Raw genomic sequence first — 13,404 nt, forward strand, 5'->3', positions numbered from 1 at the left:
GTTTTTCACTCGCCGGTGCCTATTCCCCCCGCCAGCCATCCTGATAGGTCACCTTCTCCACCCCCGCGAACCGCCCGACCCGAAGCAGCTCCGCCTCCAGCTTCTCCAATCTCCCAGCCGAAGCCCTAACGCCCTTTTCCAGCCACAGCCGCTTCACATCCAGCACGCCCGACTTGCGGTCCGCCTTCATGTCGATGCGGCCGATCATGCGGTCGCCTTCCAAGAGCGGAAAGACGTAATAGCCATATTGGCGCTTCGGCTCCGGCACGAAAACCTCGATCCGGTAGAAAAAGTCGAACAGCCGCTCGGCCCGGTCGCGGTTGCGCAGGAGCGGATCGAAGGGGCTCAGCACGCGCACGCGGGCGGGCGGTTCGGGGATGGTACCGAGGTTTTCGGGGAAGCCGAGGAAGGCGAAGGATGGACGCGGGCGGCTGCCGTCGGCCGTCTCGATCAGCACTTCCACCAGTTCGTCTCGGTGAGTCTTCACCCAGTCCTTCGCCTCGTCGGGCGTGACGAGATCGAAGAAGGCGGCAAGTTCTCCGGAGGTCGCAAAGCCGAGGCGGCTCATGGCGCCGCGGCAGGCCCAGTCGACGAACTCTTCGTGGCTGACTTCCGGCTCGTGGTGATGCCGCGGAATGACGCGCTCCATCAGGTCGTAGATCTTCTGGAAGTTGACGCGGCCGGCGATCGCCAGCTTGCCGGTGTGCCAGTAATATTCCAGCGCCGTCTTGTTCGGATGCCAGTTCCACCAGCCACCGGACTTGTGGTCCTCGGCCTTCATGTCGCGCGACATGATCGCGCCGTTCTCGGCGATGTGCTGGAACGTCTCCTCGAAGGCGGCGTCAAACCCCTCGCCGTGCCATTTGCGCCAGCGCTCGGCGAGGATCGGCTCGCGGCGGCGAAAACGGTGTTTCCAGTAACGGAAGAAGCTCGCCGGAATGATCGAGGCGTCATGCGTCCAGTGTTCGAAGAGCTCGCCGTCCTTTTCCAGAAGCGCGGTCAGGTGCTCGCGCCGGTAGGTCTGGTTGCGCGAGAACAGGATCATGTGATGGGCGCGCTCGACGGTGGCGATACTGTCCACCTGGACGAAGCCGAGATCGTCGATGAGCTGCAGCAGGCCGGATTTGGTCAGCGCTCGGCCGGGCGGTTCGCAGAGCCGCTGCCGTTCGAGGAAGATCTTGCGGGCCTGATCGTTCGAAATGAGAATCGCCATGGCATCTAGATTAGGATGTCACTGCCAAGGATTCAATGTTCACGTTCGGTTCCGCATTCCCCTTCCCCATCTTCCGGTCTATAGACCGCTGAACAGCGAGGGACAGGCTTGGATATCCGTTTCGAACAGGCAGAAGCGCGTTTCGAGGGACGCACCGTCGTCCATCCGCTGACGCTTCGCTTGAGCGAACGGCGGATCGGCGTGATCGGCCTCAACGGCTCCGGCAAGACCACATTCGCGCGGATGATCAACGGGCTGGTGCTGCCATCCGCCGGGCAGGTGACCGTCAACGGGTTCGATACGGTGAAGGACGGCGACAAGGTTCGCGGCCAGGCAGGCTTCATCTTCCAGAACCCGCAGAACCAGATCATCCTGCCGATCCTGAAGGAAGACATCGCGCTCGGGCTGAAAAGGCAGAAGCTCTCGAGGGAGAATACCGAGGCGGCGGTCGAGGCCGTGCTTGCCCGTTTCGGCATCGCCCATCTGGCCGACCGGCGTGTGCACGAACTTTCGGGCGGAGAACTCCAGCTGGCGGCGCTCGCCTCGGTTCTGGTGACCCGCCCGGACATACTGATCATGGACGAGCCGACCAATCAGCTTGATCTCCGGAACCGCGACCTCGTGGAGCGGACCATCCAAGGGCTCGACGAGAATGTCATCGTCATCAGCCATGACCTCGGCCTGATCGCCGATTTCGACCGGGTTCTGCTCTTCCACGAAGGCCGCCTCGCCCATGACGGTGCGCCGGCGGAGGTCATCGCCCGCTACCGCGAGCTGGCCGTATGAAGACGCTCTATGTGGAAGGCGACACGTTTCTGCACCGGCTTTCGCCGCGGGCAAAGCTTCTCGGCCTCGCCATGGCCAGCCTCTTTCTTTTCGTGATCCATTCGCCGGTTGTTCTTGTCGTCGCGGCCATGTTCGGCTGCATCGTCTACGCCTCGCTCCGGCTCGGATGGCGCCAATCCTGGCTGCGGTTGCGGCCGATCCTGCTGACCATCGCGGTCGTGGCGCTCTTCACACTGGTGCTCAACGGGCAGCACGATGCACTGGTCGTCGTCACCCGGCTGACGGCGCTCGCCCTCCTCGCAGCAGCCGTGACGGCGACCACGAGCACCGGCGATTTCATCGACGAGATCACCCGGCTTGCGATGCCGCTGGAGCGCCTGGGGCTCGTGAAGGCCGCGGACATCGGGCTTTCCATCGGCCTCGTCATCCGTTTCGTGCCGGAAATCCTCAGCCGTTACCAGGCCATCCGGGATGCGCACTCCGCCCGCGGACTGAAGGTCCGGCCGCTGACGCTGGCGGTGCCGCTGATCATCCTGACGCTCAAAAACGCCGACGAGATTGCCGCCGCCATTGACGCACGTGGCATCCGGGCGCAGAAATAACCTCATATGACAACCGGGGATTCGCATAGCATGACCACCCGTGATCTCGTTCTGGCCGCCCTTTTTGCCGCCATTATCGTGGCGCTCGGTCTCGTGCCGCCGATCATGCTGGGCTTCATTCCGGTGCCGATTACGGCGCAGTCGCTGGGCGTCATGCTGGCGGGCGTCATCCTCGGCGCCAAGCGCGGCGGGTTCGCGGTGCTTCTGGTTCTGCTGCTTGTCGCCATCGGCCTGCCGGTGCTGTCAGGCGGACGCGGCGGCCTTGCCACTTTCGCCTCGCCGACCGCCGGTTATCTCGTCGGCTGGTTCTTCGCGGCCGTCGTCACCGGCTATTGTTCCGAGCGGTTCGTCGACCGCTCGCAAAACGGCCTCGTGCAGATCACCGGCTTTTTCCTCGCGGCCCTGCTCGGCGGCGTGGTTGTCGATCATGCGCTCGGCATCCTCTACCTTGCCTATGTCACGGGCACCGGGCTTGCGACCGCCTTCATCGGCGACCTCTCCTTCATACCGGGCGATGTGCTGAAGGCAATGATTGCGGCACTTGCAGGCCGCGCCGTGATGGTCGGTTACCCGCTGCTGCCGCAACGGGCCTGATCGCCGCGTCCAATCAATCCAGGAACTGATAGAGCCAGTCGCGCAGGTCTTCGGGAAGCGGCACCGGCTCCCTGCTTTCGGGGTCGCAGGTCATCCAGACGATCTCGGCTTCCGCCACGGCCTCTTCGCCCCGCAGCATATGGACGAGGAAACCTGCCGACTTTCCGCCGATCTTGCTGACGCCGATATGGGTGTGGACGACATCGCCCAGCTTCAAGGCCGAGTGGAACGTGCAGGTGATCTTGCCGATCCTGAAGAACGGATCGTCCTTTTGCGGCTTGCGGCGACGCCAGAATTCCGTGACGGCTTCTTCCGCCCGCACGACATAGGACGACCGGAACATCTCTCCGTTCATGTCGACATCGCGGAAAGGAACCCGGAATTCTTGAGACTTGACTGACTCTCTGGCCACGATACCCTCTGGGCTGCACCCAATCATGTAAGACCATTCTTTCAAGCTAAACAAGCACAAGAGCAAGGGGTTGCGGCTTGAAAAAGTCAGCTTTCTGCGCCATGTCGGAAAGGTCCAGACCGGACTGACCCCTGACGAGGCCGCCGCATGACCACGCGCCTTTACGAACACAAGATCTTCCTCGAACATCGCACGCCCGAAGGACATCCCGAACGAGCCGACCGGCTGCGCTCGCTGGCGATTGCGCTGGAGCATCCGAATTTCGCCAGGCTCGACCGGAAGGACGCTCCCCAGGCCAATGAGGACGCGGTTCTGCTCGCCCATCCGGAAGAGCACCTGCGCACTGTCATGCGCGCAATCCCCGAGGAAGACACGATCCGGCAGATCGAGGCCGACACCTATGTGGGGCCGAAGAGCTTTCAGGCGGCACTGACGGGCATCGGCGGCGCGATGGCGGCCGTCGACGACGTGGCGACCGGCAAGGTCGACAATGCCTTCGTGGCGGCACGGCCGCCCGGCCATCATGCCGAGAAAGACAAGGCGATGGGTTTCTGCCTTTTCAACAATGCCGCGATCGCCGCCCGCCATGCCCAGCAGAAATATGGTATCGAGCGTGTCGCGATCGTCGACTGGGACGTACATCACGGCAACGGCACCCAGGACATCTTCTGGGACGATCCGTCGGTGCTGTTCTGCTCGACGCACCAGATGCCGCTTTATCCCGGCACCGGCGCCAAGGACGAGACCGGCACCAAGAACAATGTCGTCAACGCGCCGCTTTCGCCCGATACCGGCAGCGAATATTTTCGCGAGGCCTTCAAGAGCCGCGTGCTGCCGGCGCTCGATAATTTCCGGCCGGATTTCATCATCATCTCGGCCGGCTTCGACGCACATCACCGCGATCCGCTGGCGCAGATCAATCTCGTCGGCGACGATTTCGACTGGGCGACCGGGCGGCTGATGGAGATCGCCGGCAAATATGCCGGCAACCGTATCGTCAGCCTGCTCGAGGGCGGATATGATCTGGAAGGGCTCGCCGAATCGGCGGGAATGCATATCTGCAGACTGATGAAGGGATAGACGATGACCGAAAACACCGAGAGCCTCGATGTGAGCGGCTATTCCTTCGAGAAGGCCGTCGCCGAACTTGAAAGCATCGTGGCGCGGCTGGAACGCGGCGACGTGGCGCTCGACGAGTCCATCGCCATCTACGAACGCGGCGAAGCGCTGAAAAAACATTGCGAAAAACTGCTGACGGCCGCTGAAAACCGCATCGAAAAGATCCGTCTCGACCGCGCCGGCAAGCCGCAGGGCGTCGAACCGCTCGACGGCGAGTGACCGCCGCAGCCTCAAACCAAAGTCTTACAACCTTCGCAAGGATTGCGTCATAAACCGATTGACGCACCGGGACCGCCTCCCCATGATAGCCGCCATCTAAGTGGTTACTTTGGGAGGAGACCATTATGAACTTCGGCGCGAAGCCTAGTAAAATCAATCTCATGTTCGTGGCGGCACTCACCGTTTCGACGGCATTTTCCGCCGCCGGCGCGAAGGCTGCGGAATTCATCAACGTACTGACGGGCGGCACGTCCGGCGTGTATTATCCGCTCGGCGTGGCACTTGCGGAAATCTACGGACAGGGGATCAAGGACAGCCGCACCCAGGTGCAGGCGACCAAGGCTTCCGTCGAAAACCTCAACCTGCTGCAGGCAGGGCGCGGCGAAATCGCCTTTTCGCTCGGGGATTCGGTCCAGGAAGCCTGGAAGGGCAATAAGGAAGCGGGCTTCCCGGCCAAGCTCGACAAGCTGCGCGGCATCGCCGCCATCTATCCGAACTATATCCAGGTGGTCGCCAGCGCCGAATCCGGCGTGAAGACGCTCGCCGACCTCAAGGGCAAGAGCCTGTCGGTCGGGGCGCCCGCCTCCGGCACGGAACTCAACGCCCGCGCCATCTTCACCGCCGCCGGGCTGTCCTACAAGGACCTCGGCAAGACCGAATACCTGCCGTTTGCCGAATCCGTCGAGCTGATCAAGAATCGCCAGCTCGATGCGACGCTGCAATCGGCCGGCCTCGGCGTTGCCTCGATCCGCGACCTTGCAACCTCGCTGAAGATCAATGTCGTGGCGATCCCGGCGGCCGAAGTCGCCAAGATCGGGGCGCCCTATGTCTCCGTCAAAATCCCGGCCGGTACCTATGAGGGCCAGACCGCCGATGTGGAGACCGCCGCCGTCGGCAACTTCCTGATCACCCATTCCGGTGTTTCGGACGAAACCGTCTACCAGATGACCAAGCTCTTGTTCTCCAACCTGCCGAAGCTTTCCGCAGCCCATGCGGCCGCCAAGGCGATCGACGTGAAGAAGGCGCTGGAAGGCATGCCGGTTCCGCTGCATCCGGGCGCCGAGCGGTACTACAAGGAAGTTGGTTTGGTGAAGTGATGCACGGCGCCCTTCCTTCTCCCCAGCGGGGAGAAGGTGGCCCGAAGGGTCGGATGAGGGGGAGCGGAGCCAAACTCTTGCTCTTCGCTTCGAGCCTTCGTCGCTACGCTCCTCAGCCCCCTCATCGCCTCGCATCCGCTCGGCACTTCTCCCCGCTGGGGAGAAGAGGGAGCAAGCCAATCGGCAATTGAATCCCGAAAGAAATCCATGTCCGAAACCGCAATGCATCATCCGATGGCCCCGCAGACAGCCGAAGAGCCGATCGAGGGGCTGCCGCCCGGCTGGGGTGAAGGCGTCGGTGCGAAGATCACCTTTGCCATTGCAATCGCCTTTTCGGCCTTCCAGCTGATCACCGCGGCCTATGCGATCCTGCCGAGCCAGGTGATCCGGGCCATGCACGTGGCTTTCCTGCTGCTGCTCGGTTTTGGCCTGCTCGCGCAGCTACGCGCCAAGACGCCGGCGGGCAAGGCCTGGTTCTGGCTGCTTGGCCTCGCGGGTTTCGCGACCGGGCTCTATAACTGGATCGAATATGCGCCGCTTCTGCTGCGCAGCGGTTTTCTGACAACGCCCGACATCATCTGCGGCGTGGTGCTGATCGTCGTCGTCTTCGAAGGCGCCCGCCAGCTGATGGGCCTGCCGCTGACGATCATGTGCGGGGTCTTCCTCGCCTATTGCTTCTTCGGACAGTACGCGCCGGGCGCCTTGCAGACGCGCGGCTATTTCTTCGACCAGATCATCGACTATTTCGCATATGGGACGGAAGGCATCTACGGAACGCCGGTCTATGTCTCGGCGGCCTATATCTTCATCTTCGTGGTCTTCGCCGCCTTCCTCGAACGGGCGGGCATGATTGCGCTCTTCAACGACGTGGCGCTCGGGCTTGTCGGCCACTGGCGCGGCGGGCCGGCGCAGGTCTGCGTGCTCTCCTCGGCGCTGATGGGAACAATTTCCGGCTCGGGGGTTGCAAACGTCGTCGCATCCGGCCAGTTCACCATTCCGCTGATGAAACGCTTCGGCTTCAAGCCGGCCTTTGCCGGCGGCGTCGAGGCAACCTCATCGATGGGCGGGCAGATCATGCCGCCGGTCATGGGGGCCGTCGCCTTCATCATGGCCGAGACGCTCAACATTCCTTACGCGGAAGTGGTGAAGGCCGCGCTCATTCCGGCCGTGCTCTATTTCGGCGCCTGCTTCTGGCAGGTGCATCTGGAAGCCGGCAAGGCGGGCCTGCGCGGCATGAACGCAAGCGAGTTGCCGAGTGCCTTGGGGGCCATCAAGCAGCATTGGCCGCTGATCCTGCCGCTGGCCGCCCTCGTCTACCTGCTGTTTGCCGGTTACACGCCGATCTTTGCCGGCACGATGGGCCTGGCGCTGACCGTGGTGCTGATCCTGTCGACGCCGATCGCCGCGGCGATCGGGCCGATGGCCTTCCGCGTCGTGTTCTGGATCGCGGTCGGGCTCGCATCGGCGAGCTTCTTCGAATTCGGCGTCACCTTCCTCGCTCTGCTGCTGTGCCTGCTGATCATCGCCTGCCTGTTCTTCAAGGGTGGCCGCGAGACGCTGCTGATCTGCGTCGATTCGCTTGCGGAAGGCGCCAAGAACGCGCTGCCGGTCGGCATTGCCTGCGCCATCGTCGGCATCGTCATCGGCACGCTGACCTTGACGGGCATCGCCTCGACGCTGATCGGCACGATCATCGATATCGGCCGGGACAACCTGTTCATCTCGCTTATCCTGACGATGATCACCTGCCTCGTGCTCGGCATGGGCATTCCGACCATCCCCAACTACATCATCACCTCCTCGCTTGCCGGCCCTGCCCTGCTCGAACTCGGCGTGCCGCTGATCGTCAGCCACATGTTCGTCTTCTATTTCGGCATCATGGCCGACCTCACGCCGCCGGTGGCGCTCGCCGCCTTCGCCGCCGCACCGATGGCGAAAGTCTCGGGGCAGAAGATCGGCTGGGAGGCGACCAAGCTTGCGATCGCCGGTTACGTCGTGCCGTTCATGGCCGTCTATACGCCGGCGCTGATGCTGCAAGACCCCGGCCCGCTCTCGGCCTATGTCGGTTATTGGGGCGAGGTCACTTACGTCTTCGTCAAGGCCTGCTTCGGCATCGTGCTCTGGGGCGCGGCGGTCGTCGGCTTCCTGTTTGCGCGGCTTGCCATCTGGGAGCGGGTGCTCGCCTTCACCGCCGGCGTGCTGCTGGTGCTGGCGCTCCCCTGGACCGACGAGATCGGCTGGGTGATCACCGTTCTCTGGATCGGCTGGCACTGGTGGACGACGCGCAAAGTCTCACCGCCGGCGGTCGCGTCGCCTTGAGGCCCGAGCGATGAGCCTCTGCATCCTGGCGGGCGGCAAGGTGACGGCACTCGCCGTCTCTGTGTTCACGCTCTCCTGGACCCATTCCGTGCAGAAGACGGAATGGCGCGAGACCTGGGCCGTGACGCCCACCGGCCTGGAGCTTCGGCAAGCGGAGTTGAAAGGTTCCGGCGCGGGCATGGAGCCGGGGGCGGATGCTGTGCTGAAGGACGGCTGGTGGGTGTGGACGCCGAAACTGCCGCCGCAGGAACGGGTCTCGCTTGCAGCTTCAGGCATGACGCCGACCGGGTGGAAACTGTGTCATGCGGGTGGCTGCATGGAGCTTGGAGCAGCGGCGGGGGATGAGGTGAGCCTGAGCCGGTGTCCCTGAGGCTCTCGACCAAATCCGAGCACTCCACTATATTGTCCCACATGGACAAGGACCTCGTCATCGCCAAGCTGAGAGAGCATGAGAACGAGCTGCGCGCCGCGGGCGCGGAGCATGTGTCGATTTTTGGCTCTGTGGCCAGGGGCGATAACCAGGAAGGTTCAGACCTCGACGTTCTCGTCGAGTTTGCAGAACCGGTGGTCCAGTCGGGCTTCGGCTATTTCAGCGCGGTCGAGGACCTAAGGACCTTAATCGCACATATTACGGGGGCCCCTCAGGTCGACATCGTGGCTCAGCCGATACGCAAAGAGCGGTTGTCGCGAGAAGTAGAACGGGATCGCGCTTTTGCCTACTAAAAGGTCGCTCACCCGAATGCGTGATATCCTCGACGAGGCCACATGGGCGATCATTACCCGCCACCTCCCACCCCTCCTCATTGAACTCGAAACATTCCTGGCGCAGTATCCGGACGAACAGGAAACACTGTAGCGAGTACCCATGTCCTTCTTTCCCGGAATAGACCCGGTCGCGGGCGATGCCTTCGCCTGCGATGCGATCGAGAACCTGATCATTCCGCGCACCAGCGATATCGGCGGGTTTTCCGTGCGGCGGGCTTTGCCGACACGGCAGCGGCGGCTGGTGGGGCCGTTCATCTTTTTCGACCGGATGGGCCCGGCGCTGCTGCGCGCCGACGAGGCGCTGGACGTCAAGCCGCATCCGCATATCGGGCTTTCCACCGTCACCTACCTGTTCGACGGCGAGATCAAGCATCGCGACAGTCTCGGCACCGAACTGGTCATCCGGCCGGGAGACATCAACCTGATGACCGCCGGCCGGGGCATCGTGCATTCGGAGCGCACGCCTGAAAACCTGCGTGGCCATCCGATGTCGGTCTCCGGGCTGCAAACGTGGCTGGCCCTGCCGGACGACAAGGAGGAGATCAATCCGGCCTTCTCCCATACGGGCAAGGAAAACATGCCGGTCATCGACGCGGACGGCGCGAACGGCCGGGTGGTGATCGGCGCTTTCGAGGGCCTCGGCTCGCCGGTCTCGACCTTTACCGACACGCTCTATGTCGATCTCCGCCTCGCGGCGGGCAAGCGCTTCCCGTTTGCCGCGGCGCATGAGGAACGGGCGATCTACATTCTCTCCGGCGAACTGGTCGTTTCCGGCGACCGGTTCGCGGCCGACCAGCTTCTCGTCTTTCGACCGGGCGACGATATCACGCTCGAAGCCGGTGCGGCGGGCTGCCACGTGATGCTGTTCGGCGGAGCGGCGCTGAACTCCAAGCGTTTCATCTGGTGGAACTTCGTTTCCTCTTCCAAGGAGCGTATCGAAAAGGCGAAAGAGGAGTGGCGCACAGGCCGTTTCGACATCGTGCCTGGGGACGAGGAGGAGTTTGTCCCCTTGCCCACCGCCTGAAATCGGGTAGAACCCGAGGTCATGCAACTTGAAAAAGCCTGTTTTCTTCTCATCTTGGGGAGGAATACGCTTCCGGAAATGAGCAGAAAAGGCCACCATCCGTGACATCAATCCCCGCCACGCCCCTGCTCGACAAGGTCAAGCTTCCTGCCGATCTTCGCGAGATCGAAGATCGCGACCTGACGCAGCTTGCCCGCGAATTGCGCGACGAGATGATCGATGCGGTGTCGCGGACCGGCGGCCATCTGGGTGCCGGCCTCGGCGTCGTGGAACTGACGATCGCCATCCACAAGGTCTTCAACACGCCGGACGACCGGCTGATCTTCGATGTCGGCCACCAGTGTTATCCGCACAAGATCCTGACCGGCCGGCGCGACCGCATCCGCACGCTGCGCCAGGAAGACGGGCTTTCCGGCTTCACACGCCGGGCCGAGAGCGAATACGATCCGTTCGGCGCCGCACATTCCTCCACGTCGATTTCCGCCGGCCTCGGCATGGCGGTTGCCGCCGACCTTTCCGGCTCGAAGCGCAATGTGATCGCCGTCATCGGCGACGGCGCGATGTCGGCCGGTATGGCCTATGAGGCGCTGAACAATGCCGGCGCGCTCGATGCCCGGCTGATCGTCATCCTCAACGACAACGACATGTCGATCGCCCCGCCGACCGGCGCGATGAGCGCCTACCTGGCGCGGCTCGCCTCCGGCCGCACCTATATGGGCTTCCGCGATCTCGGCAAGAAGCTGACGGCCTATCTCGGCAAGAATGTCGACCGGGCGATTACCCGCGCCGTCGAGCATGCGCGCGGTTACGTCACCGGCGGCACGATGTTCGAGGAGATGGGTTTCTACCATATCGGCCCGATCGACGGTCATTCCTTCGACCATCTCCTGCCGGTGCTGCGCAATGTGCGCGACAATGCCCGCGGCCCGGTGCTGATCCATGTGGTGACGCAGAAGGGCAAGGGCTACGCGCCTGCCGAAGCTGCCGCCGACAAATATCACGGCGTGAACAAGTTCGACGTCATCACCGGCGCGCAGGCGAAATCGAAACCGAACGCACCGAGCTATACGAGCGTCTTCGGCGAGGCGCTGGTTCAGGAAGCCACATTCGACCAGAAGATTGTCGGCGTCACCGCCGCGATGCCGAACGGCACGGGCATCGACAAGCTGGCTGATGTCTTCCCGACGCGTACCTTCGATGTCGGCATTGCCGAACAGCATGCGGTGACCTTTGCGGCGGGCCTTGCGGCGGAGGGCTACAAACCGTTCTGCGCTCTCTACTCGACCTTCCTGCAGCGCGGTTACGACCAGGTCGTCCACGACGTGGCGATCCAGGGATTGCCGGTGCGTTTCCCGATCGACCGCGCTGGCCTCGTCGGCGCCGACGGGCCGACCCATGCGGGATCGTTCGATACGACCTTCCTCGCCACCCTGCCGGGCATGGTGGTGATGGCCGCCGCCGACGAGGCGGAGTTGAAGCACATGGTGCGCACGGCTGCTGCCTATGACGACGGTCCGATCTCCTTCCGTTATCCGCGCGGCGAAGGCGTTGGCGTCGAGCTGCCGGAACGCGGCCAGATCCTCCAGATCGGCAAGGGACGGGTGGTCAAGCAGGGCGCAAAGGTGGCCTTGCTCTCCTTCGGCACACGCCTGAAGGAATGTGTGCTTGCAGCCGAGGATCTCGATGCCGCGGGGCTTTCCACGACAGTTGCGGATGCGCGTTTCGCCAAGCCGCTGGACGAGGATCTGATCCGCCAGCTTGCCCGCCATCACGAAGTGCTGATCACCATCGAGGAAGGCGCTGTCGGCGGCTTCGGCAGCCATGTGCTGCAGTTCCTCTCGACCGAGGGCCTGCTCGACAACGGGCTGAAGATCCGCTCGCTGGTGCTGCCGGACATCTGGATGCAGCAGGCAAGCCCGGACGCGATGTATGCCAAGGCCGGTCTCGACCGCGCCGGCATCGTTTCGACCGTCTTCCGGACGCTCGGCCAGCCGCGGATCGGGGTCGGTTTTGCCGGCTGAGCCCGACCGCCGGGCTCTCCCAAGCTAGAAGCCGAGGCGGCTCAGGGGGCCGATGATCTTGCGATAGAGCATCGGCGGCGTGAACTCCCGCAGCATGTCGCGGCGGATTTCGGCATAGTCCTTCTTATCCGTCGAGTTCGGACGCGGCTTGAAGAGCGTCGAATGCGACTTGCGGGATTCGTCCCAGGTCGCCGTGTAATAGTAGAGAGCGATCGAATCCCTCGACTTGCCGTCCGGATGGTTCACGACGCTGGGGTTGCCGTGGAATGAGTCCGACGTGGTCGAGAAGGTGACCATGCGGTTGAACAGCGGCGTAAAGCTGTGCACCTTGCCCTTCATCTCCTTGTCCCAGATTTCGAACGAGCCGCCCCACTCCTCCTGCCAGCCCTTGTTGAGATAGATCAGCGTGTTGAGACGGCGCTCGACCCTCATCTTGGAATGAAGGTTGAAATCCGCGTGGATATCGAGGTGCCCGCCATTGGCCGTCTCATGGACGCCGGCGCCGAAAAAGAACGGGTCGGGGATCAATCCCTCGATACCGGTCATTTCCTCCAGGAACAGGATAAAGGGGCGCGAATTCAGCGCGTAGAACAGGTTCTTGGTGTAGGTCGGAAGCCGCTCCGGAACATAGGAGACCTTCTTGTTCTCCTGCGCCCTCCCGAAAGCCGTCTCCTTTTCGGGACGGTTCCTGAGGTCGGTCAGAACGTTTTCGAGAACCTGCTCGGGCAGAAAATTGTCGATGCAGATGTGCGGATAGGGCGAGGCCGACTGATAAGCTTCAGCATAATTCCTGGCCATAGAGCGAGCAGCGTCAACATCTGCCAGAAGAGTATCCGGATCAATGGGATATACTAACTGCACCATTACACTCCCCCCAAACTATACTTTGGCCAGAGTGTCATATTTTTTGGATGGCGCAAGCATGACAAAAGCCCATACTTCAAAAGCGTTAGTTGTTAGAGGGATTCCAAATCGAACCGCTTTTCTTAAAATCCCCCTTGGAATCAACAGCTTCACTTGCATGCGCCTCGCACCCCGGCAACCCGTTTCCACGTCAAGGCCCCGAAGCAGTATCTTCCTACGTCGAATGAAGTAATGAACCCGATCGATGGCGCCGATTGGCGGGTCATGACAAAGCCGAGGATCAGCCAGTGCAGAGCGATCGCGACAAGATCATAGCCATCCGCGGAGCGACGTGGCATCGCATGTTTCCGGAATTCTCAGGCCTATTCA

General features: G+C 62.6%; 14 protein-coding genes. 11 read left to right on the forward strand and 3 right to left on the reverse strand.

Features of this window, described 5'->3' with window-relative positions; genetic code table 11:
* Positions 1-19 precede the first annotated feature (19 nt).
* Positions 20-1,213 (reverse strand): winged helix-turn-helix domain-containing protein, encoded by a 1,194-nt coding sequence (locus tag ACZ9EJ_RS14330; protein ID WP_046641072.1) that lies wholly within the window; start codon positions 1,211-1,213, stop codon positions 20-22.
* A gap of 108 nt (positions 1,214-1,321) precedes the next feature.
* Between ACZ9EJ_RS14330 and ACZ9EJ_RS14335 the strand changes: the two genes are divergently transcribed.
* Genes ACZ9EJ_RS14335 through ACZ9EJ_RS14345 form a run of 3 tightly spaced genes read left to right on the forward strand, consistent with a single transcriptional unit; the run spans position 1,322 to position 3,195 of the window.
* On the forward strand, positions 1,322-1,999 hold the full coding sequence (locus ACZ9EJ_RS14335) for an energy-coupling factor ABC transporter ATP-binding protein (protein WP_046641073.1): 678 nt from the start codon (positions 1,322-1,324) through the stop codon (positions 1,997-1,999).
* Entirely contained in the window at positions 1,996-2,601 is a 606-nt protein-coding gene (locus ACZ9EJ_RS14340) for an energy-coupling factor transporter transmembrane component T family protein (RefSeq protein WP_046641074.1), read from the forward strand. Before ACZ9EJ_RS14335 ends, ACZ9EJ_RS14340 begins: the two co-directional genes overlap by 4 nt.
* A gap of 30 nt (positions 2,602-2,631) precedes the next feature.
* On the forward strand, positions 2,632-3,195 hold the full coding sequence (locus tag ACZ9EJ_RS14345; RefSeq protein ID WP_046641126.1) for a biotin transporter BioY: 564 nt from the start codon (positions 2,632-2,634) through the stop codon (positions 3,193-3,195).
* Between the two features lie 13 nt (positions 3,196-3,208).
* On the opposite strand, the gene ACZ9EJ_RS14350 is transcribed toward ACZ9EJ_RS14345, so the two are convergent.
* Positions 3,209-3,607 carry an acyl-CoA thioesterase gene (locus ACZ9EJ_RS14350; RefSeq protein WP_255742870.1) on the reverse strand — a complete coding sequence of 133 codons (399 nt, stop codon included), beginning with the start codon at positions 3,605-3,607 and terminating at the stop codon, positions 3,209-3,211.
* A 147-nt stretch (positions 3,608-3,754) separates the two neighbouring features.
* On the opposite strand from ACZ9EJ_RS14350, the gene ACZ9EJ_RS14355 reads away from it, so the two are divergent.
* The 8 genes from ACZ9EJ_RS14355 to dxs all read left to right on the forward strand — a co-directional run bounded on the left by ACZ9EJ_RS14355 (position 3,755) and on the right by dxs (position 12,171).
* Positions 3,755-4,687 carry a histone deacetylase family protein gene (locus tag ACZ9EJ_RS14355; RefSeq protein WP_046632762.1) on the forward strand — a complete coding sequence of 311 codons (933 nt, stop codon included), beginning with the start codon at positions 3,755-3,757 and terminating at the stop codon, positions 4,685-4,687.
* A 3-nt stretch (positions 4,688-4,690) separates the two neighbouring features.
* A complete protein-coding gene (locus tag ACZ9EJ_RS14360) occupies positions 4,691-4,945 on the forward strand; it encodes an exodeoxyribonuclease VII small subunit (protein WP_038540522.1) in 255 nt (84 codons plus the stop codon).
* 161 nt (positions 4,946-5,106) lie between these two features.
* Positions 5,107-6,042: a TAXI family TRAP transporter solute-binding subunit gene (locus ACZ9EJ_RS14365; protein WP_251089485.1), complete on the forward strand. Its 936-nt coding sequence runs from the start codon at positions 5,107-5,109 to the stop codon at positions 6,040-6,042.
* 207 nt (positions 6,043-6,249) lie between these two features.
* Positions 6,250-8,361 carry a TRAP transporter permease gene (locus ACZ9EJ_RS14370; protein WP_046641076.1) on the forward strand — a complete coding sequence of 704 codons (2,112 nt, stop codon included), beginning with the start codon at positions 6,250-6,252 and terminating at the stop codon, positions 8,359-8,361.
* Positions 8,362-8,371: 10 nt separating this feature from the next.
* Positions 8,372-8,731, forward strand: a complete 360-nt coding sequence (locus ACZ9EJ_RS14375) for a DUF1850 domain-containing protein (RefSeq protein WP_046641077.1) — start codon at positions 8,372-8,374, stop codon at positions 8,729-8,731.
* A gap of 41 nt (positions 8,732-8,772) precedes the next feature.
* Positions 8,773-9,084 (forward strand): nucleotidyltransferase family protein, encoded by a 312-nt coding sequence (locus ACZ9EJ_RS14380; RefSeq protein ID WP_046641127.1) that lies wholly within the window; start codon positions 8,773-8,775, stop codon positions 9,082-9,084.
* 142 nt (positions 9,085-9,226) lie between these two features.
* On the forward strand, positions 9,227-10,150 hold the full coding sequence (locus ACZ9EJ_RS14385; RefSeq protein WP_046641078.1) for a pirin family protein: 924 nt from the start codon (positions 9,227-9,229) through the stop codon (positions 10,148-10,150).
* Between the two features lie 101 nt (positions 10,151-10,251).
* On the forward strand, positions 10,252-12,171 hold the full coding sequence (dxs, locus tag ACZ9EJ_RS14390; RefSeq protein WP_046632775.1) for a 1-deoxy-D-xylulose-5-phosphate synthase: 1,920 nt from the start codon (positions 10,252-10,254) through the stop codon (positions 12,169-12,171).
* 24 nt (positions 12,172-12,195) lie between these two features.
* Here the strand turns inward: dxs and ACZ9EJ_RS14395 are convergent, their stop codons facing one another.
* Positions 12,196-12,969: a 2OG-Fe(II) oxygenase gene (locus ACZ9EJ_RS14395; RefSeq protein ID WP_251089428.1), complete on the reverse strand. Its 774-nt coding sequence runs from the start codon at positions 12,967-12,969 to the stop codon at positions 12,196-12,198.
* Positions 12,970-13,404: the final 435 nt, after the last annotated feature.

It is taken from the genome of Neorhizobium sp. USDA 3394 (assembly GCF_056280385.1).

Coding starts and splice junctions, on each gene's coding strand:
- ACZ9EJ_RS14330 (WP_046641072.1), bottom strand. CDS start 1,213: ATGGCGATTCTCATTTCGAACGATCAGGCCCGCAAGATCTTCCTCGAA.
- ACZ9EJ_RS14340 (WP_046641074.1), top strand. CDS start 1,996: ATGAAGACGCTCTATGTGGAAGGCGACACGTTTCTGCACCGGCTTTCG.
- ACZ9EJ_RS14345 (WP_046641126.1), top strand. CDS start 2,632: ATGACCACCCGTGATCTCGTTCTGGCCGCCCTTTTTGCCGCCATTATC.
- ACZ9EJ_RS14355 (WP_046632762.1), top strand. CDS start 3,755: ATGACCACGCGCCTTTACGAACACAAGATCTTCCTCGAACATCGCACG.
- ACZ9EJ_RS14360 (WP_038540522.1), top strand. CDS start 4,691: ATGACCGAAAACACCGAGAGCCTCGATGTGAGCGGCTATTCCTTCGAG.
- ACZ9EJ_RS14365 (WP_251089485.1), top strand. CDS start 5,107: ATGTTCGTGGCGGCACTCACCGTTTCGACGGCATTTTCCGCCGCCGGC.
- ACZ9EJ_RS14370 (WP_046641076.1), top strand. CDS start 6,250: ATGTCCGAAACCGCAATGCATCATCCGATGGCCCCGCAGACAGCCGAA.
- ACZ9EJ_RS14375 (WP_046641077.1), top strand. CDS start 8,372: ATGAGCCTCTGCATCCTGGCGGGCGGCAAGGTGACGGCACTCGCCGTC.
- ACZ9EJ_RS14380 (WP_046641127.1), top strand. CDS start 8,773: ATGGACAAGGACCTCGTCATCGCCAAGCTGAGAGAGCATGAGAACGAG.
- ACZ9EJ_RS14385 (WP_046641078.1), top strand. CDS start 9,227: ATGTCCTTCTTTCCCGGAATAGACCCGGTCGCGGGCGATGCCTTCGCC.
- ACZ9EJ_RS14395 (WP_251089428.1), bottom strand. CDS start 12,969: ATGGCCAGGAATTATGCTGAAGCTTATCAGTCGGCCTCGCCCTATCCG.